19 protein-coding genes and 1 pseudogene are annotated in these 20,971 nt (G+C 65.4%); 10 read left to right on the top strand and 10 right to left on the bottom strand.

What is annotated here, in order from left to right; all coding sequences use genetic code 11:
- Positions 1 to 159: 159 nt before the first annotated feature.
- Positions 160 to 474 carry an EthD family reductase gene (locus FJV83_RS27645; RefSeq protein ID WP_095775075.1) on the top strand — a complete coding sequence of 105 codons (315 nt, stop codon included), beginning with the start codon at positions 160 to 162 and terminating at the stop codon, positions 472 to 474.
- Positions 475 to 581: 107 nt separating this feature from the next.
- Here FJV83_RS27645 and FJV83_RS27640 read toward each other — a convergent pair whose 3' ends face one another.
- The 4 genes from FJV83_RS27640 to FJV83_RS27625 are packed head-to-tail and all read right to left on the bottom strand — an operon-like array spanning position 582 to position 5,541.
- Positions 582 to 1,805 (bottom strand): GNAT family N-acetyltransferase, encoded by a 1,224-nt coding sequence (locus FJV83_RS27640; protein ID WP_142885499.1) that lies wholly within the window; start codon positions 1,803 to 1,805, stop codon positions 582 to 584.
- Positions 1,806 to 1,834: 29 nt separating this feature from the next.
- Entirely contained in the window at positions 1,835 to 3,070 is a 1,236-nt protein-coding gene (locus FJV83_RS27635) for a GNAT family N-acetyltransferase (RefSeq protein ID WP_185973346.1), read from the bottom strand.
- Positions 3,071 to 3,073: 3 nt separating this feature from the next.
- On the bottom strand, positions 3,074 to 4,375 hold the full coding sequence (locus tag FJV83_RS27630; RefSeq protein ID WP_179296010.1) for a hypothetical protein: 1,302 nt from the start codon (positions 4,373 to 4,375) through the stop codon (positions 3,074 to 3,076).
- Positions 4,372 to 5,541, bottom strand: coding sequence for a glycosyltransferase (locus FJV83_RS27625; RefSeq protein WP_142885583.1), 1,170 nt, complete (start codon positions 5,539 to 5,541; stop codon positions 4,372 to 4,374). The genes FJV83_RS27630 and FJV83_RS27625 overlap by 4 nt, the downstream gene beginning before the upstream one ends.
- A 438-nt stretch (positions 5,542 to 5,979) precedes the next feature.
- Here FJV83_RS27625 and FJV83_RS27620 point away from each other — a divergent pair, with 438 nt between their 5' ends.
- On the top strand, positions 5,980 to 7,149 hold the full coding sequence (locus FJV83_RS27620; RefSeq protein WP_095775074.1) for a DUF1972 domain-containing protein: 1,170 nt from the start codon (positions 5,980 to 5,982) through the stop codon (positions 7,147 to 7,149).
- Entirely contained in the window at positions 7,146 to 8,420 is a 1,275-nt protein-coding gene (locus tag FJV83_RS27615; protein ID WP_142885497.1) for a cellulase family glycosylhydrolase, read from the top strand. Before FJV83_RS27620 ends, FJV83_RS27615 begins: the two co-directional genes overlap by 4 nt.
- Positions 8,421 to 8,465: 45 nt before the next feature.
- Here FJV83_RS27615 and FJV83_RS27610 read toward each other — a convergent pair whose 3' ends face one another.
- Both FJV83_RS27610 and FJV83_RS27605 read right to left on the bottom strand, forming a co-directional pair.
- On the bottom strand, positions 8,466 to 9,794 hold the full coding sequence (locus FJV83_RS27610; protein WP_142885496.1) for a VpsF family polysaccharide biosynthesis protein: 1,329 nt from the start codon (positions 9,792 to 9,794) through the stop codon (positions 8,466 to 8,468).
- 1 nt (position 9,795) lies between these two features.
- Positions 9,796 to 11,880 carry a Wzz/FepE/Etk N-terminal domain-containing protein gene (locus FJV83_RS27605; RefSeq protein WP_142885495.1) on the bottom strand — a complete coding sequence of 695 codons (2,085 nt, stop codon included), beginning with the start codon at positions 11,878 to 11,880 and terminating at the stop codon, positions 9,796 to 9,798.
- A gap of 329 nt (positions 11,881 to 12,209) precedes the next feature.
- On the opposite strand from FJV83_RS27605, the gene FJV83_RS27600 reads away from it, so the two are divergent.
- Positions 12,210 to 13,736, top strand: a complete 1,527-nt coding sequence (locus FJV83_RS27600; RefSeq protein WP_095775070.1) for a formyl transferase — start codon at positions 12,210 to 12,212, stop codon at positions 13,734 to 13,736.
- Between the two features lie 113 nt (positions 13,737 to 13,849).
- Positions 13,850 to 15,034, top strand: a complete 1,185-nt coding sequence (locus FJV83_RS27595; RefSeq protein ID WP_095775069.1) for an NAD(P)/FAD-dependent oxidoreductase — start codon at positions 13,850 to 13,852, stop codon at positions 15,032 to 15,034.
- 238 nt (positions 15,035 to 15,272) lie between these two features.
- Here FJV83_RS27595 and FJV83_RS27590 read toward each other — a convergent pair whose 3' ends face one another.
- Both FJV83_RS27590 and FJV83_RS27585 read right to left on the bottom strand, forming a co-directional pair.
- Positions 15,273 to 16,127, bottom strand: a complete 855-nt coding sequence (locus FJV83_RS27590; protein WP_142885494.1) for a sugar phosphate isomerase/epimerase family protein — start codon at positions 16,125 to 16,127, stop codon at positions 15,273 to 15,275.
- A gap of 49 nt (positions 16,128 to 16,176) precedes the next feature.
- Positions 16,177 to 17,259 (bottom strand): LacI family DNA-binding transcriptional regulator, encoded by a 1,083-nt coding sequence (locus FJV83_RS27585; protein WP_142885493.1) that lies wholly within the window; start codon positions 17,257 to 17,259, stop codon positions 16,177 to 16,179.
- Between the two features lie 203 nt (positions 17,260 to 17,462).
- Here FJV83_RS27585 and FJV83_RS27580 point away from each other — a divergent pair, with 203 nt between their 5' ends.
- The 3 genes and pseudogenes from FJV83_RS27580 to FJV83_RS37115 form a co-directional block, all read left to right on the top strand.
- Positions 17,463 to 18,494 carry a hydroxyacid dehydrogenase gene (locus FJV83_RS27580; protein WP_142885492.1) on the top strand — a complete coding sequence of 344 codons (1,032 nt, stop codon included), beginning with the start codon at positions 17,463 to 17,465 and terminating at the stop codon, positions 18,492 to 18,494.
- A gap of 278 nt (positions 18,495 to 18,772) precedes the next feature.
- Positions 18,773 to 18,988 carry a CsbD family protein gene (locus tag FJV83_RS27575; RefSeq protein WP_019859538.1) on the top strand — a complete coding sequence of 72 codons (216 nt, stop codon included), beginning with the start codon at positions 18,773 to 18,775 and terminating at the stop codon, positions 18,986 to 18,988.
- Between the two features lie 65 nt (positions 18,989 to 19,053).
- A pseudogene (locus tag FJV83_RS37115) lies at positions 19,054 to 19,209 on the top strand (SOS response-associated peptidase); the annotation flags it as partial.
- 28 nt (positions 19,210 to 19,237) lie between these two features.
- Here the strand turns inward: FJV83_RS37115 and FJV83_RS27565 are convergent.
- Positions 19,238 to 19,432, bottom strand: coding sequence for a hypothetical protein (locus FJV83_RS27565; protein ID WP_142878311.1), 195 nt, complete (start codon positions 19,430 to 19,432; stop codon positions 19,238 to 19,240).
- A 220-nt stretch (positions 19,433 to 19,652) separates the two neighbouring features.
- On the opposite strand from FJV83_RS27565, the gene FJV83_RS27560 reads away from it, so the two are divergent.
- Complete coding sequence (locus FJV83_RS27560) at positions 19,653 to 19,844, top strand: hypothetical protein (RefSeq protein WP_245437921.1); 192 nt, start codon at positions 19,653 to 19,655, stop codon at positions 19,842 to 19,844.
- Here FJV83_RS27560 and FJV83_RS36545 read toward each other — a convergent pair.
- Positions 19,831 to 20,268: a hypothetical protein gene (locus FJV83_RS36545; RefSeq protein ID WP_185973355.1), complete on the bottom strand. Its 438-nt coding sequence runs from the start codon at positions 20,266 to 20,268 to the stop codon at positions 19,831 to 19,833. The two genes, FJV83_RS27560 and FJV83_RS36545, sit on opposite strands and share 14 nt — an antisense overlap.
- Here FJV83_RS36545 and FJV83_RS27555 point away from each other — a divergent pair.
- On the top strand, positions 20,215 to 20,958 hold the full coding sequence (locus FJV83_RS27555; RefSeq protein ID WP_142885491.1) for a helix-turn-helix transcriptional regulator: 744 nt from the start codon (positions 20,215 to 20,217) through the stop codon (positions 20,956 to 20,958). The genes FJV83_RS36545 and FJV83_RS27555 overlap by 54 nt on opposite strands.
- The last annotated feature ends 13 nt before the right edge of the window (positions 20,959 to 20,971 follow it).

Genomic DNA, 20,971 nt, shown 5'->3' with positions numbered 1-20,971 from the left:
CGGCCGGCGGCCGCGATGGCGATGCGCGGAATATCTTCTGGCGCCGGCCCCATGCCGTTGGTCTCGCGAAAACCCGCATCCCTGTCGAAATACGCTCCCGGCGAACGACATTGGTGCGGCGCCGACGCGGCGCGGTCACCTCAAACAGGGAGCACCACCATGGCCAAGATGCTTGTCATCTACAAAACCCCCGCCGATCCGGCGGCCTTCGAGCGCCACTACCACGACATTCACGTGCCGCTGGCCAAGCAATTGCCCGGACTGCGGCGCTACGAGATCAGCCGGCAGCCGATCATGAATGTCCTGCCTGGCGAGACACCTTTCAGGGTCGCGACGCTCTATTTCGACAGCCTGGAGGCCATTCGCACGGCCTTTGACAGCGAGATCGGCCGGGCCTGCGCGGTGGACCGGCGCAAACTCGCCGGGGATGACGATCTGGTGACGATGCTGCTCTTCGACACCGAGGCGCTGTGAGCGGTCACCTCGTCGCGCGCGATTGCTGCTCCCGAAGCCACCTCGGGAGCAGCAATTCTCCAATTCTTCAATTCGTCAATTCTTCAATTCTTCAATTCTTCAATTCTTCAATTCTTCAATCGCCGAAACCGCCGCATCACGCCCTGCACGGCCTTGTACAGCCCGGGCTTGGAGCGCACGAAAAGTTCGGTCTTCCCGCGCAGTTGGATATAGGTCGTCGAGCCCCGGCCGCGCAGCGTCACCGCCTCGCACAATTCTGCCAGCACCGCGCTCGAAGCGCCGATGTGCTGCTTGTAGCCCTGGCTTCCGACCGACAGGTCGAAACAGTCGAGCCCCTGCGTCACTCCCCACATCATCAGCTTGCCAATCGTCGTCAGGCCTGGCGCGGCGTTGGCCACCGCGTCCTGATCGATCCCGAGCAGAAGCGCGTGCAAGGTGCCCTTCATGACAAGCACGTACATGACGGCGAGATAGGCGTCACCGACACGCAGCCCAAAGAGCCGCACGGAGCCGTCGGACAGGCCGTGCAGGGCGGCGTTGCGGTAGAAGTCGACGACCGGCGCCTGCGTCAGGAGGTCGAAGCGCCCGAGCTCACGGAAGCGGTTGAGCCTGAGCTCGAGCAGGGTCGCGAAATGCGCCTCCACCATGTCGGGCGTCTCGGCTTCGACCAGATCGAGCTTGCCCATCTGTTCGAAGCGGCGGCAGTGCTTGTGGAAATTCTTGGCGAAGGACGATTTGCAGATGCGCTTGATCAGCGTCTGCGGATCGCCACTCAGGGCCAGGCTCGAAGCGATCTGGATGGAATCGCGCGCCTGTGAAAGCAGCGCCAGCGGATTGGCGACGCCGTGAATCTCCCGCGGAATCCCCGCTATGTGGAAGCGGTCCGTCGGCGGCAGAACGGCGCGCACCGCCGCCCAGGCGGCGTCGGCGCTCTGCGTGGTCCAGGGTCTCGCATCGGCCAGCAGCGGCGCGGAATAATCGCACACGCCGCAGCTCAGCCATTCGATCACATAATGGCCCATGGCCCGGCGGCGCATCAGCGGCAACAGCATGACCGGCGCGCCCGTATCGGCGTCGTTGACCTCGACGACCAGCAGTTCCGCGCTTTTGGGCATCAGCCGGGTTGCGATCCCTTCCACCCAGGCAAGGCCTTGATGGCCCGTGCACACGCCGGTCGCCTCGAGGCGCAGCCACAGCGGCCTTACGGAATCGAAGCTGGTGTGCAGCCGCGCGGCAAAGCGCGCGGCGGCGCCCCAACCGGCGATAATTGGGGAAAGAGGTTGGTCCGGTGCATCCCCCACCGCGACTATTCGTACTGCCTGGCCTGCCACGTACCTCTCCCGTCCGTTCAGGCCTGCTCTCAACGTCCTCCACGCGAACGCCGCAAACCTCGCATCAGTCTCTGGGCCACGTTGAGCAGCCGTGGTTTGGATCGCACGAAGGCTTCGGTCCGGTTGCGTAGATCGATGGCGTTGCTCGCCGCCCTGCCCCGCATCGTGTACCCATGGCAGAGTTCCACAAGAACCGAACCCTTGGCGCCCATATGTTCCTTGTAGCTCTGGTTGCCGACCGACAGGTCGAAATAACCAAGGTCTTGCTCGCGTGCCCACCTCATCAACCTGCCAATGATCGCCATTCCAGGCGAGACATTGGGAACGACGCTCTGGTCCATAGCTATCAGGAGAGCATGAACAGTCCCTTGATGGACAAGCAGATATTGAACCGCGATCAGGGAGCCGCCGACGCGCAGCCCGAAGAGCCGCACCGAACCGTCCGACAAGCCCTGAATGGCCGCGTCACGGTAGAAATCGACAACCGCCTCCTGCGTCAGCAGGTCGAAGCGGCCAAGTTCGCGGAACCGGCTGAGCCGCATCCGGACCAGTTCGCCGAAGATTTCCTCCACCTGGTCCGGCGAAACGGCCTGGACGAGTTCCACATCGCCGAGCCTTTCGAGCCGGCGCCAGTCCTTGCCGAATTCCTTGACGAAAGATGGCCTGCAGAGACGCTTGAGCACGGTTTCCGGGTCGCCGTCGATGGCAAGGCCAAAGGTGGTCTGCACGGAATCGCGCGTGGTCGTCAGCAAGGCCAGGGGATTGGCGACGCCGCTGATCTGCTGCGGTATTCCCGTGATATGGAAGCGATCCGCCGACGGCAGCACGGAACGCACCGCCGCCCACGCCGCCTGCGCCGATTGGGCGGTCCACGCACCCGCATCGGCCAGCAGCGGTGCCGAATAGTCGCACACGCCACAGCTCAGCCACTCGATCACCCGATGCTGGAAGGCCGAGCGCAGCATCAGCGGCACCAGCATCAAGGGCGCGCCCGTCACCGCGTCGTTCACTTCAACGATCAGCGGCTCCGCGCCTGCCGGCATCAGCCGCGCCACGATCCCCTCGACCCAGGCAAAATGCTGGTGGGCGGTGCAGACACCGTCCATTTGGAAGCGCAGCCAGAGCGGCCTGACCGCTTCAAGGCTTGTGTGCAATCGCGCCGTGTAGGCATCGTTTGCGGGGACGGTCACGGGACGGGAGGCTTCCGCCACGGGCAAGCCGTCATCCACCGCAGCAATTTGCATCGCCTGGCCAGGCACATCCATCTCCTATCGCTTTACCGCGGCGAACGTGAGCGCCCGCCGCCAGGAGCCCAAACGGCTGTTACGCTGCTGGTCCGGATGCTCGATGTTCCACATGCGGTGGTGCGCGAAATACCATGATGCCGCGAGCACGAAGGTCTCGGAGACCGCGGAACCCAGCAGCGCCCATGGTGGGGACGCAACGGCCAGCAGGATGGCTATCAGCGCCAGCCCGACGATGGCGCCGCCCATGGTGATGAAGGCGACGATACGGAAATCACCGAATATCTCCAGGACGATGCGGGGCATGATGTAGAGCATGATCGGGATAAAATTCGCCGTCACGAAAAGCCCGATGAACCCGACCGAGGCATCCTGCAGAGCCTGGGACTTTATCATCGGCAGGACGAACAGGATGGCGCATCCATAGGCCAGGCCGCCGAGCCCCATGACCACCGACCAGATCTTCGCCTGAGACCAGACGCGGCGCGTTTCATTGCGCCGCATCAGCTTGGCGAGTTCCGGCTGCGTCATGTTGACGAAAGCAAGACTGATGATGCGCAGCGGCGCGAACAACACGATCACCGCCGCCAGCGGCGCGTAAGCCGCGGGTCCGGCAATGCCGGCGACCAGCAGTGCCAGGCATTGCCCCTGGATGTTGGTGGTGGTCGCGCTGAAGGCCGACCAGCACAGCTGACGCCAGAGTCTGGTGTAGCGCCGCCGTGTCGGCATGCGGAAGCTGATGCGAAGCGTGCGCGGCGCCAGCCGGGCCAGGACGAGGATGCCGATCACATTGGCAGCGGCAAGGGCATAGAACACGGTCTGCAGCGCGGCCTCGGCAAACCAGATCGCCAGGCCGGCGAACACGGTGCCTGCGATTGTGAAGGCCGCGTCGCTGACGGAGACGATCACCTGCTGGCGGCGCGCGAAGAATGCCGTGCGCATATGGCTGCGCAGCGACCAGGCACCGACGAAGCAGCCGGCCGCAATGCCGCTCGGGTCGCCAAGGAGGCGCATCAGGACAGCCGTGCCGATGGCCATCAGCAGCGACACCACCAGCGCCGCGGATCCGAAGGCCACGTCATGGGCATCGACGCCGGCGCTGTTGCTGCTCTTGCCCATCCATATCGAGGCCGGAACCGCGGTGAGCGACCTGATGTAGGACAGGCCGACGCCGCCCATCACCATGGCGATGGCGAAAAGGCCGTAGCCTTGCGCCGACAGCATGTGCAGCAGCGCGATGTTGAGGGCGAAATGAAAGCCGCTCTGCATCGCCTCGCCACCGATCATCAGCACGAGGCGCCGCACCAGATGGAGGGGGAACTTCACGGCCTTGTCTCCACCTGGCGGGTGCTGGCCGTCCGGCCCGGCCTTGCGATGGCAGCCTTCAGCTTGTCGGCGGCGATCGCCGCGATCGCGGCCGCGGCGACCGGTTCGCTGAACACCGTCTCGTAGCGCTTGCGCCCGGCGGCGACGAAACCGCACCACGTTTCAGGGGCGAGGATGATCTCCTGCAACTTCGCGGCCAACGCCGCGGCATTGCCTGGCGGAACATGCCAGCCGGTCTCGCCGTCGGCGACCACTTCGACCAGCCCGCCGATCGCCGACACCAGTGGCGGCCGGCCATAGGCCATCGCCTCGATGGCGACACGGCCGAGCGATTCCGGACGCCGCGACGGCACGGTGACGATGTCGGCCCAGCGATAATGCTCCGAAGGGTCAGGGATGAAGGGCAAGGCGCTGACCTGTCGGGCCAACCCCATGGTTTCGACCAGTTCCGCCAGGGCACGTTCGCGCTCGACGCTTTCGAAGGCGCCGCCAACCAGCCGCACCTCGATCCTTGACCTGAGTTCAGCCGGCAGCGAGGCGATCGCCTGCAGAAGCACTTCCTGGCCCTTGATCCGGTTGACGCGGCCGAGCAGCAGCACCCGCAGTGGGCGCTTGCCGTCATAGGTCATCGCCTCCGCCGCCGCCGGACCGGCAACGCCGTTATAGACGACGTAGGAGCGCGCCGATCGCGGCTCGCCGAACGTGTCGCGCGTCGCTTTCGAGTTGAAGATGAGATCGGCATGGCTCCAGTGCATGAGCCCGACGAGGATCCGGCGCAGCACGCCTTCGGGAATTTCATGGATGTGCAGCAGAGCCTTGGAAGGCAGCAGGCGCGAGGCCAGCGCATAATCGGCGACGATCGAGGTGTTGACATAGACGAGGTCGCAAACGCTGAGGCGCCGCCATGCCCGCCACAGCGCGACCGGCAGCCGCGCCATCTCGATGGTCGCCAGCCTCAGCATCGCCTGGCGCCTGAGCACCCAGAGCGGCTCGAAGACGATGCGGCTGGCATGGGGCTGAAGGATTTCGACGATCGGTCCGCTGCGCGGCAGGACCACTTCGATGTCGGCCGACGGAAACGCGGCGCGCAGCGCCGCCACGCTCTCCGCGAAGCTGCGGTCGGAGCCGTAGAGTTCGTAGCCCTGATGGATGCAGGCAATCCGCATCTTCACGCGCATCTTTCTGCCAGGGGTGGTGTGACGATTCCGCCGCCTGACCATACCGGCGACCGGAAACGTCAAGCCCAACACCCCTTTGGACTTCACTGGTTTTAGTGCGGTCATGAAACGGATCTGGATCCGGTTCACCACACCAACGCTGCACGCCTTCCGCCGATTCCGGCGCGCAGAAGTCCATCAGCAAGGTTCATGCCGGGCTAATATATCCATTCGCGGGCCGACTGGCCCCGGCATCGCCTCGTTTCGGTACACATACGTTCGGAAAGTTGACCGATAGTGAAACAACGCCGGCGGCTGGAACAAATATTTTACAACCCGAATGCGACAATGGCTGGAATCGGGCCTGGCAGGCATTTTGCAGGGCCGGGTTTTGAGACGGGACAGCCTTCCATAGCGGGTCGGACGGATTTGAAAGCGCCAGCAGCCATGAAACCGGAACAGCCTTCCATCCTGATCCTGGGAACGCGCGGCATCCCCGCGGCCCATGGCGGCTTCGAGACCTTCGCCGAGAGGCTGGCGCTTTTTCTGGTCGCACGCGGCTGGAAGGTCGGCGTCTACTGCCAGGAAGAGGTCGAGCGGGTCGACCAGAGGGTGCGCCTCGACAGCTGGCGCGGCATCGACCTCATCCACGTCCAGGTCGCGTCGAAAGGCCCGCGCGCGACGCTGGAATTCGACTGGCAATGCGTGCTCGACGCCGCGCGCCGGCCCGGCGTCTGCCTGGTGCTCGGCTATAATGGCGCGGTCTTCCTGAGCTGGCTCAGGCTGATGCGGCGCAAGGTCATCACCAATATGGACGGCATCGAGTGGCGCCGCCCCAAATGGGGGCGCGCGGCGCGCACCTGGTTCTGGCTCAATGAGTGGATCGGCGCCTGGGCTTCGCACAGGCTGGTCGCCGACCATCCGGTCATTGCCGATCACCTGGCGACGCGCCGGCCGCGCAGCGCAATTTCCACCATCGCCTATGGCGCCGATCCGGTGACATCGGCACCCGAGGCGCCGGTGCGCGCGCTCGGCCTCGAGCCTGGAAAATACCTGATCTCGATCGCGCGCATCGAGCCCGACAACAGCATCCTGCCGATCGTCGAAGCCTTCTGCAGCCGCAAGCGCGACATGAAGCTGGTGGTGCTGGGCACGCTGTCCGACCAGATCCCCTATCACGTCGCGGTCCGCAAGGCAGCGAACGCCTCCGTGGTGCTACCCGGCGCCATCTACGACCAGGCGGCGGTGAAGGCGCTGCGATACCATGCGCGCGCCTATATGCATGGCCACACGGTCGGCGGCACCAACCCGTCGCTGGTCGAGGCGCTGGCCGCCGGCAACATGGTGATCGCGCACGATAATCCCTACAACAGATGGGTCGCCGGAGCCGCCGCCATCTATTTCACCGACACGCAAGGCTGCGCCGAGCGGATGCAGCAGGCGATGGAGGACGACGCGCTGGTCAAGGCCTGCGGCGAAGCCGCCAGGACACGCGCCCGCGAAGCGTTCCGCTGGGAGGATGTGTTGCTGGCCTACGAGAATGAGGCCTACCGGCTTCTCGGCGTGAGCGCCGCGAGAACGGCCGCGATCGAACGCCCCTCGCCCGGCGCGGTATGACGGGCTGGTCGCGCCGGCGGCTTCTCACCACCGCGCTGTCGACGGCGCTGGTGCCTGCCGCCGCATCGCTGGCGCCACTTTCCGCCTCGTCCGCCCTTGCCGCCAATGGCGCATGGCGTTTCCGCCGTGGCGTCAACGCCTGGCCCTGGTTCTCGCTGACACGCGAATTTCCCGCGCCGCGCACCGATTATGACTGGCCGCCCTTCCAGTCGCAGCGGCCGGTGCCGACCCCGGACGACCTTGGTCGGCTACGCCAAACCGGGCTCGATTTCATCCGCCTGCCGGTCGATCCCGGCCCGTTCCTGGCCGCCGACACCGCCACGCGCGGCAAGCTGCTGGACATGCTGGATGCTGCCGTCGCCGCCACGCTCGACGCCGGTCTCGGCATCATCGTCAACGTCCAGGCCAATGGCGCCACCCATTACTGGAACCCCGACCGTATGACCTCCAGCACCGAGGCACCGGCCTTCGAGCTCTACCGGGCGCTGGTCGGCGAGCTTGCCGGCAGGCTGGCGCGGTTCACACCGGGCATGGTGGCGCTGGAACCAGTCAACGAACCGGCGCAATCCTGCGATTCCAACGTCTGGTCGCAGGTCCAGGCATCCCTGCTGACCGCGGCCCGGGCGTCATCCCGGACCTTGCCGCTGGTCGTCACCGGCGGCTGCGGCTCGATGGTGAGCGGGCTGGCGGCACTCGATCCGGCGCCGCTGGCGGCCTTCGAGCCGATCCTGTTCACCTTCCACTTCTACGAGCCCTATCTGTTCAGCCACCAGGGCGCGCCCTGGATGCGCGAGCCGGTCTACCGTTCGCTGAACAATGTGCCGTGGCCGGCCTCCGCCGGTTCGCTCGAACAGACGCTCGCCTCCGTCAGGGCGCGCATGGCGCAGGATGCCGAGACCCCGGAAGCGGACAAGCAGGCCGCCTATGCCGAAACCGAGCGCGTGCTGAAAGTCTATTTCGACGCCCGGCCCGACCGCTGGTTCATCGACAAATATCTCAGCCAGGCGCGCGACTGGGCCGACAGGAACGGCATCGCCCCGGAGCGCGTCATCATGGGCGAATTCGGCGCCCTGCGCACCGACGCCCGCTACACCGCCGCCCCCAACCCCGACCGCGCCCGCTACATTTCCGACGTCCGCCAGAGCGCCGAGGCGGCCGGCTTCCCCTGGGCCTTCTGGGACCTCTTCGACGGCATGGGCATGATGGACGACACCACGCGGGCGCTGGATCCGGCGATGGTCGAGGCGCTGGGGTTGAGGATGCCGCAGTAGACATCACGTTCTACACAGGCAATCGTCGCGTTCTGTCGTAGAGCGCTACCTTGGCGCCCTTTGCGCCGTTCGCGGCATCACCGCCGGCCGGTACAGCACCAGCGCGATCACCACGAATTTGGTCATCAGCGTCGTCTTCGACGCCAGGCTTTCGGAGGTGTTGAGCAGGATCAGCCAGCCCAGCATCAGCAGCCAGATGCCGGCATGGCAGCGGCGCGCCACTTCGTGCATGAACAGCGCGAAGCCGACAAACAACAGCAAGGTGAAGAAGGCGCCCTGGTAGAGCACCATGCGGATGACCGGGTTCTCGATGCCCTGTTCGAGGCCGCTGATGCGGCGCAGGCTTTCGATGAGGTCGATATCGGGCCCCACGATCAGGTCGCGCAGTTCGAAATGTTTGAACAGTTCGAACATCTCGACCCGGGCATTGGCACTGCCGGAGTCCGACACGAAGCGCTCGAGCAGCGCATCGAAAAAGCCATATGCCGCCGCGACCGCGATGACCACCGGCACCAGCGCGGCAAGGATCAGGCCGAGCGCCGCGCCAAGCAGGTTGACGCGCCCCGAGCGCAAGCCGCGCAGCCCCTGGATGAGCAGGTAGCAGCCGCCGAGCACGATGGTCAGCACCATAGCGGAGCGGCCGCCAAAGGCGACGAGGGCCGCAAATTGCAGGCCGATCAGTCCGAGCCGCAGCGGCATGGACAGGGATCTCGAACCGGAGAGCAGCGCCAGCACATAGATCGAGGTGACCGTGGCATTGGACAGCGGATGACCCTGAAGCGCCGTCGAGCGCAGGTCGCTCATGAACACCTCGCCGTCGAGGCGATAGGGGAAGAGCAGCGTCTTGGTGGCGAACTCGAATAGAGCGAGCAGCGCGTTCACGGTCATGATGGCGTGAACGACGGTCTGCATCCGGGCGAATGTCTTCTCGTCGTCCTCGGCCAGCATCATCACCAGCAGCGCCGGCGCCACGAAAGTGTCGATCATGCCGGCCATACCGGGACGCTGCCTGGCGACGACGACCACCAGCAGCACGATCGAGATGACCGCCATCAGCGTGCTGGCCGGCCGCCGGTCGGCGACGGCCACCATATAGCCGACCGGGTTGCCGAAGGTGCAGGCGCGCCAGGCAAACACCAGCACGAGCAGATAGGTCGACGGATGGATCTTGGTCGCCGGGTTCCCGGTCAGGCCATCGTAATTGTAGCCCACCAGCCAGAGCATGCCGCCGGAGATGGCGAACAGCAAAGCCACCGTCATGACCAGGCCGAAGCGCGTCACCCAGTCGACGGTATCGCCGGCGCGGCCTTGACCCGAACCGGCCCAGCCGGCTGCCGGGTTGGCCGTCCGGGTGGCGGTCCCGGTCGCGGCCATGTCAGGCCGCCTCGTCGACCAGCAAGGCGCCGGTCGGCAGCCGCCCCATGACGGAAATGGCCTGCGAGGCTGCCGTGACGTCGCGCATCGGTGTCGAGTTCAGCGTCGCGACCATCACGATCTCGTCGACCATGGCGACCAGCGGCGAGGCGTTGAGATTGTCGGCCAGCGCGCCACCGTCGACGACGACGAGGTCGAAGTTGCGGCCCGCCTGGGCCAGCATGTGCTGCGTGAAATACACGCCCTGCGCCTCGGAGAAGACGGCCTTTTGCCGGCCCCTGCCCAGCACAGCGACATTGCTGCCCGGGGTGTGCTGGCTAAGTGCCTCGAAGGCATATTCGCCGCGCAGCACGTCGAGCAGGCCGGGCTGCGGCTCCTTCTTGCCGCTGCCGGCATTGGTGTCGATGAACAGGACGCGGCTGCCCCTGGCGGCCGCGGCATTGGCGAGCAGCCGCGCCACCCGGCCGCGATGCGCGGCGTCTTCCGGCGGCGACGTCAGCAGGATGGACGGCACCAGCGGCCAGTTCGGCGGGCGCCGGCTGGAGGCGAACAGCCGCCTCAGCGCCAGGCCCGCGACCGCATCCGTCTTCTGGCCGGCCGCGGCGGCGCCGCCGCCGAAAGGCCACCAGCGGCGGCCACTGCCCGCCTTTGCCGGCAGCACGCCGAACACCGGCGCGTCGATGGCCGATTGCATCTGTGCGCTGGAAAGCACGGTCGGCGAGGAATATTCCGCGATCAGCGCCAGCGCGGTGCCCAGCCCCAGCCCGCCGAAGAGGGCGCCGAGAACCAGCAGCGGCAAGGGCGGCCAGCTCTTCTTCAAGGCGGGCATGGCGTTGGAGATGATGCGCGCATTGGTGCTGTCGACATTGATCTGCTCGCGCGTTTCCTGCGCCCGCTGCAGATAGGTGGCGTAGACCGAGCGCACCGCCTCGAGGTCGCGCTGCAATTCGCGCAGCCTGACCGAGGCCTGGTCGGTGTCGAGCGACTTGCTCTTCATGCCGGCGACCTTGGCCTCCAGTGCCTGCTGGTTGGCCAGCGCCCGCTCGTAGTCGGTTTCGGCGGCAGCGCTGATGCGGCCGAGTTCGCGCGCGATGAGGGCGCGCGTGTCGCGCAGCTGCTGCTGGGCGGCGATCATCGAGGGGTGGCGCGGCCCAAGTTCAGTGCCGAGCTGCGAGACCTGGTCGACAAGCGTCGCCTCCTGCGCCCGCAGGCTCGAGATGACCGACGAGCGCATGGCTTCCGAAGTGGCGTCCGGCGCACCGCCGGAGCGGCGCAACTGGTCGACCTGCGCCTTCAGCGCCGCGGTGCGGCTCTGCGCCGCCGAAAGCTGCGTGTTGATCTCGGTCAGTTCCTGGTCGCTGACCAGATTGCCCGCCGCCATCACCATGTTGTGGGCGGATTTGTAGGCCTCGACGGCGTTCTCGGCCTGCTGCACGCGCTTGCGCTGCTCCTCCAGCCGCGCGGTGATGGAATCGGAAGCGTCCGTGGCCATCTTCGCGCGCGCGCTCGCCTGGTCGGCCAGGTAGGCCTGCGCGATGGCGTTGGCGAGCTTCGCCGCCTTGTCGGCGCTCTTGGCGGTGACGATCACGTCGAGCACCAGCACCTTGTCGGCACGCTTCACCGCCAGCCGCCGGCGCAGCGCGTCGAGCGTCTTGCCTGTACTGTCGGTTTCGGCCGACCCCGAGCCCAGCACGCCGCCGAGCAGGCGGCCCAGCAATCCGCCCTGCCCGTTGAATTCCGGATCCTCGGTCAGGTTGGTCGCCTCGATGGCCCGCAGCAGCACGCCCGTCGACTGGACGACGCTGACCTGGCTTTCCACCATGGTGATGCCGCCATCGGGCGGAACGCGGCTCGGATTGACGTCGTTGGTGACCACCTGCAGGTCTTGCGGATCGATGAGGATTTCCGCCACCGAGCTGTAGAGCGCCGGCGTCATCAATCCATAGACCAGCGCCCCGAGTGTCAGCAGCGCGGCGGTCAGCAAGATGAGGAAACGGCGGCGCACCAATATGCGCTTCACGTCACCCAGCTCGACGGTCGAGGATGCATAGGGCGCCGTCGTCACTGGCTCCGGCGCATATTGCATCGCCTCCGGAGCGGGTTGTTGCGGCAACGAGAGCAGGGATGATTGCAAAGGTCGCTCCGACAACACTCCGTGTGCCTGCAAGTGTAAATTGCAGCTTCGACCTAGCTATTCCTCCAACTGTTAAAACACTGTTAATTATGTTGAGAGCTCTTCTGATTTTTGGCACGGAGTTTGCCTAATAAAGGCACGTGCATGTCGACACGGGCGCTGGTGAGCAGGAGACGGATGGAAATGGGGCAGCAGATCAGTCCAGACCATCCGCGCGGCCATCTCTCCTGCCCTATTTTCGAACATCGGCCAGACACCGATGAAGATTCTAGGGGTGCGACATGCAAGTGAGCCTGCGCCTGGACAGCGAATGCGTCCGTGCTTTTCATCTGCTGCTGGCGCAGCGCCTGGCGGCACTGGCCCAGGTCGAGGTGTCCGTCGATGCCAGGCCGGCCGGAAGCGGCATTCCAGGCAGCGCCGCGGCATTGTTCCAGCTTGAGACAGCCATCCATGGCCTGCCGGCGGACGGGCTGGCCAAGCGCCAGCCGCTGTCGGCGCTGGCACCCTATCGGACGCAGCCGCCCGCCTCTGCCGATCTGGTGATCGACCTCTGCGGCGACGTGAAGCTGGAAGGAACGCGGGTCTGGCGCGTCACCTATGACGGCGCCGCCGGCGAAGCAGCCTTGCTGGCGCTGATCCTGGACGGACGTACGCCGATTGCCCGCATCGAGGAGAGCGGCGCCACCGTCGCCGAAGGACGCCTGGGCACCGAATATGGCGGCATCGCGTTGGCCTCTTTCCAGGACATGCTGGCGCGCACCGCAAGCCTGATCCTCGCGGCAATGCCCCCCTCGGCAGTGAATGGTGCGGCGCGGGCCGCCCTGCCGGTGCTGCCCGAACCGGCGCAGACCGGTGGCCCGCCACCGATACCCTCCACCACCAAGCTCGGCATCAGGGCGGGCAAGGCGCTGGCGCGGCGCATCGTCCAGAAGATCTACCATCTCTGCTACAACGCCCCCCACTGGAAGGTCGGCTGGCGCGAGACCAAGGGGCAGGATCTGTTCGATCTGCGCGCGCATCCGGCAACCGGCTGGCAGGTGCTGCCCGACGACGGCAGCCGCTTCTACGCCGATCCGTTCCCGATCCTGTACCAGGGACAAGTGACCCTGTTCGTCGAGGACTATATCCATCGTCTCGGCCGGGCCATCATCTCCGCCGTGCCGTTCGGTCCGTCGGGGCCGATCGGGCATCCCGAGCCTGTGCTCGACCTGCCCTACCACCTCTCCTACCCCTTCGTCTTCGAGCGCGACGGCGAGGTCTGGATGGTGCCGGAAAGCTGCGCAAACCGCACCGTCGATCTCTACCGCGCCACCGCCTTCCCCGGCGGATGGGTCAAGGAAGCGACGCTCTTGTCCGACGTCGTCGCCAGCGACGCCACTCTGGTCGAGCATGGCGGGCGCTGGTGGCTGTTCGCCACTGTCCGGGACGGCGGCGGCGGCGCCTTCTCCGATGCGCTGCATCTGTGGTCGGCGCCCGACTTCCGCGGCCCCTGGACACCACATCCCAAAAACCCCGTGCTGGTCGACATCGCCTCGGCGCGGCCGGCCGGCCGCATGGTCAGGCGCGGCAACGACCTGCTGCGTCCGGTGCAGGATTGCCGCAGGAGCTACGGCGCCGCCCTTGGCATCGCACGCGTCGCTCACCTTGATTTGAACGGCATGGAGCAAGTCGTCGAGACCATCTTAACTCCTGGCGCGCTATGGAATGGGCGCAAGCTGCACACGCTCAACGAAGCGGGCGGCCTGGAGTTCATCGATGGCTCGGCGATCGCGCCGCGCTGGAAACAGAAGCGTTCGCCGTTAACGTAAACAATCGTTACTACCAGCCACCCGCGCTGGTTGCTTGAGGTTGATATGGGGCCGGAAGATATTTCCACTGCGGACTATGACAGGCGCTAGATGACCAGCAGAAAGGCAAAGACATGACCACCGCCGCGGCTGGCCCGACCGAAGTCGACGTAGCGATCATCGGCGCCGGAATGGCCGGCACCACCCTGGCAACGCTGTTGGCAAACGCCGGCCGCAAGGTGGCGCTGATCGATCCGCACCGCGTTCATCATGACGAGTTCCGGGCCGAGAAGATCGGCGCGGACCAAATGCAGCTGTTCGAGAAGCTCGGGCTCGACAAGATGGTCATGCCGCTCGTCACCCCGTTTACCGGCGTCGATGTCTTCCGCCTCGGCCAATTCTTCGCCCGCGAAAAGAAGTGGGAGTACGCATTTTCCTATGGCAGGTTGATCAACGGCCTGCGCGACGCACTGCCGCCGCAAGTGCCGATCACCGTCGGCAAGGTGGCCGAGGTCTCGACCGGACCTGACCGGCAGCGGCTTGTGCTGGCCGACGGCGCCGTCATCGATGCCCGCCTGCTGGTGGTGGCCACCGGCCACAGCGAATCGGTGCGGCGCACCATCGGCGTCGAGCGCATCGAATTGTCGAAGGCGCATTCGCTGTCGATGGGATTCGACCTCGCTCTTGCGCGGCGTGACTGCGCCTTTGGGGCGATCACCTGCTACGGCAAGCGAGCCTCTGACCGTGTCGCCTATCTCACCGTCTTTCCCATCGGCGACAAGATGCGCGCCAACATGTTCGTCTATCGCACCGTCGCCGAACAATGGACGCGGGACTTCCGTGCCGATCCGCAGACAATGCTCCGCGAGCTCATGCCCGAGATCGCGGCGCAATGCGGTAACTTCGAGGTGGCGAGCCCGGTCGAGGTCAGGCAGGTCAGTCTGACCACGACACAAGGCCATCGCCGCGACGGGGTCGTCTTCATCGGCGACGCATTCAGCACGACATGCCCGACGCCCGGCGTCGGCATCGGGCGGGTCATGATCGATGTCGATCAGCTCCATTCCGTTCACATTCCGCGCTGGCTGGAGACACCGGGCATGGCGGCCGACAAGATCGGCGCTTTCTATGACGACCCGGTCAAGGTGGCCTCCGATAAGGCAGGCATGCGGGTAAGCTTCTACGCCAAGCAGATCACCACCGAGACCGGACTGGAATGGCGCGTGCGGCGCCTGCGCAACAACACGGCGCGTCAGCTGATGATCATCGGCCGCAAGATGCGCCATTTGGGACCGCGGCGGGAGCCCGGAATGGCGTGAGGGTCCTCCGCTTTCTCCCGCCATCGAAGGCAGAGGCGTCTTGCCTTCTGCTTTCCCTCGGGAGAAAGGGAAGCGCGCCGGCCTTGTGATCGCGGGCGCAGCAACGGTAGCAAACGAGCGCTAAGAGGCCGAAGGGGGCTGTCCCGCCAGCCTCAAAGGCCTACAACGCGCGAACGCTTTGATGCTGTTGCTTGCATCCGCCGCCCTACGCGGCGGGCCACATAATCCGAGGAAACCCTCACCCCAATTGCAGCCCAGCCTTCCTCGCCGCCTCGCGCAGGAACGGCAGGCCGACACCGATCACATCGTCCGGGTTCTCCGCCACCGGCCGCCAGACGGCGAGCCCGCCGGCGATGTCGACATCGACATGATTCATGCTTTCGAGCGTGATAGCGCCGGAGTAGCCGATGTCAGCGATAGCCTTCATGCATGCCGACCAGTCGAGCATGCCCCGTCCCGGCACGCCGCGATTGGCTTCCGAGACGTGGACATAGCCGAGATAGGGCGCCGCGGCCCTGAAGCCGCCCTCGAAACTCTCCTCCTCGATATGCATGTGATAGGTGTCGAGATGGATGAAGATGTTGTCGGCGCCGACGCGTTCGATGATGCGCGCGGCGTCGATGCCGCGGTTGATCAGATGCGTCTCGTAGCGGTTGCAGGGCTCGATGCCGAGCCTGAGCCCATGCGCCTTGGCGGCCTTGGCCGCGCGCACCAGGAACCGGCACATGCCGTCGATCTCGCCTTCGGTTGGCGCCCGTCCCGACGTCTTGCCAATCGTGCCATAGGTGACGCCGCCAAGGGCGCTGCTGCCGACCGCCTGGCAGACGCCGAAGGCCGGTTCGAGAAAGGCCAAAGCCTCGTCCGGCCGTGCCACAACGTCAAGTGAAGCCGGCAGGCCAAGCGATGGAATAAGCTCGACATTCCAGCGTTCGGCAAACGCGCGGGTGCGTCTGGTGTCGATCTCTTCGGGACGCAGCAACGGGATTTCGAGCAGGCCGATGCCGAGGCCCTTCAGCCGCTCCATCCGCGGCTCGATCAGGTCGAGGTCCCAGACCGGGGCGATGGCGAAAGTGTGCAGTCCAAAAGTGTTCATCTCAGCCTCTGTGATCGTGCGCGGTCGCGATGCTGTTGTCGCCGAGCGGCTATTGCGGGTTTGCGGAATGCGGGCCGTTGGCTGGCGAGCCAACGGATTCCCGCATCAGAACCTTGCAAGGTTCGAGCCGCGCCGTCGGCGGCCCCTCCTCGCCTTCGATCCGGGCAAACAGCGCCTCGATGGCATGGCCGGCGATCTGGCGCACCGGCTGCACCACGGCGGCGATGGCCGGCCATGTCACCTGCATCCATTCGGCATCGTCGAAGCCGACCAGCGAAATGTCGTTGGGGCAGTGCCAGCCGCGCCGCCGGAACTCCGACAGCGCCACCAGCGTGCCCTTGAGGAACAGCGAATAGACGGCCGTCGGCCGCTTGCCCCGGCCTTCGCCCCTGTCGAATTCGCCCTTGTCGAAATAGTCACGCAGCTGCGCCCTGAGCGGCTCGACATCGGTTTCGGCAAGCACGACATCGATGCGCACATCCGGCGCCAGGTGCAGCGCGGTGGTGCGAAATCCGTCGAGACGGGCGCGCACCGTCGCCGCCTGCTCGCCGAGGCCGACGACAAGGATGTGACGGTGGCCCTTGCCGATCAGTTCGCGCGCCACATCGGCGCTGGCCGCGGCGCTGTCGGCCGACACCGTGTCGAAGGCGTCGTCGCAGAGCACCCGGTCGACCAGCACGCCGGTCATGCCGTTGGCCTTCATGAAGGCGGCGGCCGGGCCATGCTCGTTGCGCACCGGCGCCAGCACCACGCCGGCGACCCGCCAGTCATGCATGCGGGCGAGGATTTCCGTTTCGCGCGCTTCGGATTCGCGGCTCGACGCCGCCACCAGCGTGTAGCCGCGCTGCTCGGCGAGGCTTTCGAGCTGGGTGACCATCTGGCCGAAGAACTCGCTTTCGAATTCCGGCATGATGGCGCCGATGATGCGGCGCTTGGCGCGGCGCATGTCGGAGGCCAGCGGATCGACGCGGTAACCAAGCTGTTCGATGGCGTCGAAGACGCGCTGCGCATTCTCGGGCTTCACCGTGGTGACGCCGGCCATGACCTTGGAGACGGTGGCCGCCGACACGCCGGCGCGGCTGGCCACGTCGTGGATCGACGCACGCCGTTGCTGGTCCTGCCTGTGCGCCATTGCTCCTCCTCCCGAGGCGCAGACAGAGGCATTTCTGTCCGCTGGAGAAACGAGTAAATCGATTTTTCTCGGTTGTAAATCGGTTCATCGGCGGTATTTTAGCGGCAGAGCCACATGTCGCCCAAAATGTAATACGGCTTTGGGACAATGACTTGGGCAAAGCAAGAATGCGCGGCGTCGGGATCGCGTCGGGAGGAATCGTCGTGCCAAACAAGGATTTGCCGCTGGTGATCAGCGCGCCGGAACCGCGCTCGCTGGAGCTGATCTTTACGCCGCCGCAGCTGGCGCGCTTTCGGGCGAAATACCGCATCGTCGAGACCACGGCCGAAGACGTCGCCGAACTGCCGGCCGACGTGCTGGCGCAGGCCCGCTATATTGTCGGCCAGCCGCCGATCTCTTCCGAGACGCTGGGGCGGATGACGGCTCTGCGCTGCGTCTTCAATGTCGAATCCAACCTCCTCGACAACATGCCTTACGAGACGCTGTTCGTGCGCGGCATCCATGTCGTCACCACCGGCCTGGTCTTCGCCGAGCCGGTGGCCGAGCTTGGCCTTGCCATGGCGCTCAACCTTGCCCGCGATATCGTCGATGCCGACCTCGCCTTCCGCCGGGGCGAGGAGCTGTGGGGCGGCGACGGCAATCAGACGGCGCGGCTGCTCTCCGGCGCCAATATCGGCATCATCGGCTTCGGCGATCTCGGCCGCGCGCTGAACCGGCTGCTGACGGGTTTCCGCACCCGCACCAAAGTCTTCGATCCCTGGCTGCCGCCGTCGATCCTGATCGACAATGGCGTCGAGCCGGCCTCGCTGGACGAGGTGCTGACATCGAGCGACTTCGTCTTCGTCGTTGCCTCGGTGACCTCCGAGAACCAGGGCTTTCTCGGCGCGGACGCTTTCGCCAGCATGCGCAAGGGCGCCGCCTTCATCCTGCTCAGCCGCGCCGGCGTCGTCGATTTCCCCGCCTTGATGGCGGCGGTGAAGAGCGGCCACATCGTCGCCGCCAGCGACGTCTTCCCGGAAGAGCCGCTGGCGAGCGACCATCCGGTCCGCACCCTGCCCGGCTTCCTGCGCTCGGCCCACCGCGCCGGCGCGCTCGACGTCGCCTTCAAGCGCATGGGCGACATGGTGCTGGAGGACATGGACCTGATCGACCGCGGCCTGCCGCCGCTGCGCTCCAAGCGCGCCGAGCGCGAAACGGTCTCGCGCATGCGCTCCAAGCCGGTGGACCGGAACTGACGGGGCGGGCGCACCAGCTTGGTGGCGGGAGATTTGACTGATCCGGAAAGCCCACAAGCCGACGCGCGTCTCGTCGTGATGGAACAATCGTCCCCCTGACAGGTTTTGCAATAGGCCGGGCGGTGGGACGCCCGACCTACTCCAGAAGGCCCGTCACGATTCGCGTCGGTGGCGGGCCTTTTCGTTTTGCTGCGCACTCCATGGCATGAGGAACCTTCGCAACAAAGCGACGTTGGTCCTCGCCGGTCAGGCAGACAATTCGCAAAAAGGAACATTCCATGGGAAGCACAAGTGACAAGGCCTCTGGTCTCGCCAATCAGGCCGTAGGCAAGGCCAAGGAAGGCGTCGGCAAGGCCGTCGGCAATGACCGCCTGCGCGCCGAAGGCGCCGCACAGGAGGCCAAGGGTAAAGTCCAAAAGGCTGTCGGCGACGCCAAGTCCGCCGTCAAGGACGCGACCAACAAGACGGCCGCCGCCATCAACAAGAACCTCTAAGGTTCTTCGCTTTTCCAAAGACAATTGGAGGCCGCCGTTCGAACCGGCGGCCTATTCATTTGCGGCCGGATATCGCGCCCTACCACAATCGCCAGGTCGTGGTTCTTCAGCCCGCGGACTGGGCGGCCTGGATCAACCTGGCAAAGCCGGAGGCCGAACTGTTGCGTCCACTTCCGGCTGGAGCGCTTCTGGTGGAGACAGTGCGCTCCGAAAGTGCGTAACCGCCCGCAAAGCGAAGGCCGGCAAAGTCTACTTGCGTACGATCCAGTCCAGAATGTCCGGATCGATATCGTCAAGCCCGGTCAATTCACGCGCCAGCAGCTTGGCGTGCATGCGCCATTCGCGTTCCGCGATGCGATTTTCCGCGACCGATTTTCGGAAGGCGCCGCGAAGGATCTCGCAGTCCAAGGCGGTTACCCTACTGTCTGAGTGGACCTCAGCCATTTCAGTCTCCGCGTCGAGGGCGGGAGCACCTGAGTTGGCTACCAAGCATCCGTATGCCGTGTAGAACGGACGACGCCGTAAGCCTACGCTTTCCTATGGAAATAGCGAGTCGAATCGCGGCGCGCCTGGCTTGGCCACCCCTTCACATTTGATGTTGAAAACGGCTTCGGACGAGCGTTATAAAAATCGACGTTCCCCATTGCTTTCTAGGGAGGTTGCGATGGATAACGCAATGCCGAACGGCAAGGTTTGCCCTTGTGTGGAAGTGGTCGAGGCCTGCGGCGAATGGTTCGTCCGCGTGGTCGAGGAAGACCAGGACCTAACCCGATCTTTTGATATTGAATCCTCTGCCTTGGCCTTCGCGGAAGGCCAGAGGATGCGCTTGGGCCTTGCCGACTTCATACGGCTTTAGGGCCCTTCGGCTTCAATATCCGCGCTTCGCGCAACAGCGATGTCCAATTGTTCGGCCCGAGAAAGGCGACAAGCTCGCGGGCCTGCGCGTCGGTGATTCCGGTTTTGTCGACCAAACGGCGAACAACCTCGTCTGTCGCGGCCGGTGGTTTCTCTTGCTTGTCAGTCATTTTCGGATGTCCCTTCCGTGCGCCCCAACGGCCGGCCGCACGCAATGGTTCCTGACCTGAATAAGGATTATCCCGTTGCTCCGCGCCGCTGCGCACTATTGGCCGAAGGTCCCATTCGCGGCGCCGCGATGTTGTGCGAGATTGTCGCAATATAAGCGATTGCTTGAATAATGGTTCGAACGGCTGTCGAGGGGCGGTGTCGTGCCAATTCGCAAGTATCTTGCCGCGAATCTGCGACGGCTGGTCAGCAGCCATGCGTCGGTGGCAGCGGTATGTCGCGGATTGAACATGAACCGCACGCAGTTCGAACGCTATCTGCAAGGCAAGAGCGTGCCCAACCGGGCCACGGCCAGGCTGATCTGCGCCTATTTCCGCATCGACGAGGATGAATTGTACCGCGCGCCGGAAGTCCTCGCGCCTGGACACAAAGCCCTGTTGCCAATCCACCAGGCGCTCTACGAGAACATGGTGCGCGGCCCGGCTCCGGCCATCGCCGGCGGCACCTACTTCACCTACTTCATGGTTCCGGACCGTCCCGACCTTGTCATGCGGTCGGTCACCTTCGTGCGGCGCGAGGCCGAGCTGGTGACCTTCAGGCGCGTCACCCGCTGGGCCGAGGGCCTCCGCCGGAGCGGAGCGCGGGCGCCGGGCTGGCACTATGGCGTGGCGATCTCGCAGCTGAACTGGATCTATTTCGCCGGCATCAACCGCCGCCAGACCGGCGAGCCATCCATCGTTGCCGTGCAGTGGGCGCCGTTCTCGGAGCCGGTCCTGGTCGGCAACGCCTTCGTCCTGACCGGAACGAGGCCGGTCTGCGTAAAGGTCATCATGCGCCGGGAGGTCGGCAGGATCAGCCTGAGGCAGACGTTGCGGATGACCGGGCTCGTCAGCCTCGATGACCCGCGCCTCGACCAGCTTGTGGCCAGCCTTGCGCGCGAAGGCTAGAGTGCCGTCCGAA

The sequence above is a fragment of the Mesorhizobium sp. WSM4307 genome (assembly GCF_007003945.1).
Classification (GTDB): Bacteria; Pseudomonadota; Alphaproteobacteria; order Rhizobiales; family Rhizobiaceae; genus Mesorhizobium.
The sequence above is the reverse complement of the archived record's forward strand: the minus strand, read 5'-3'. Positions and strand labels throughout refer to the sequence as shown.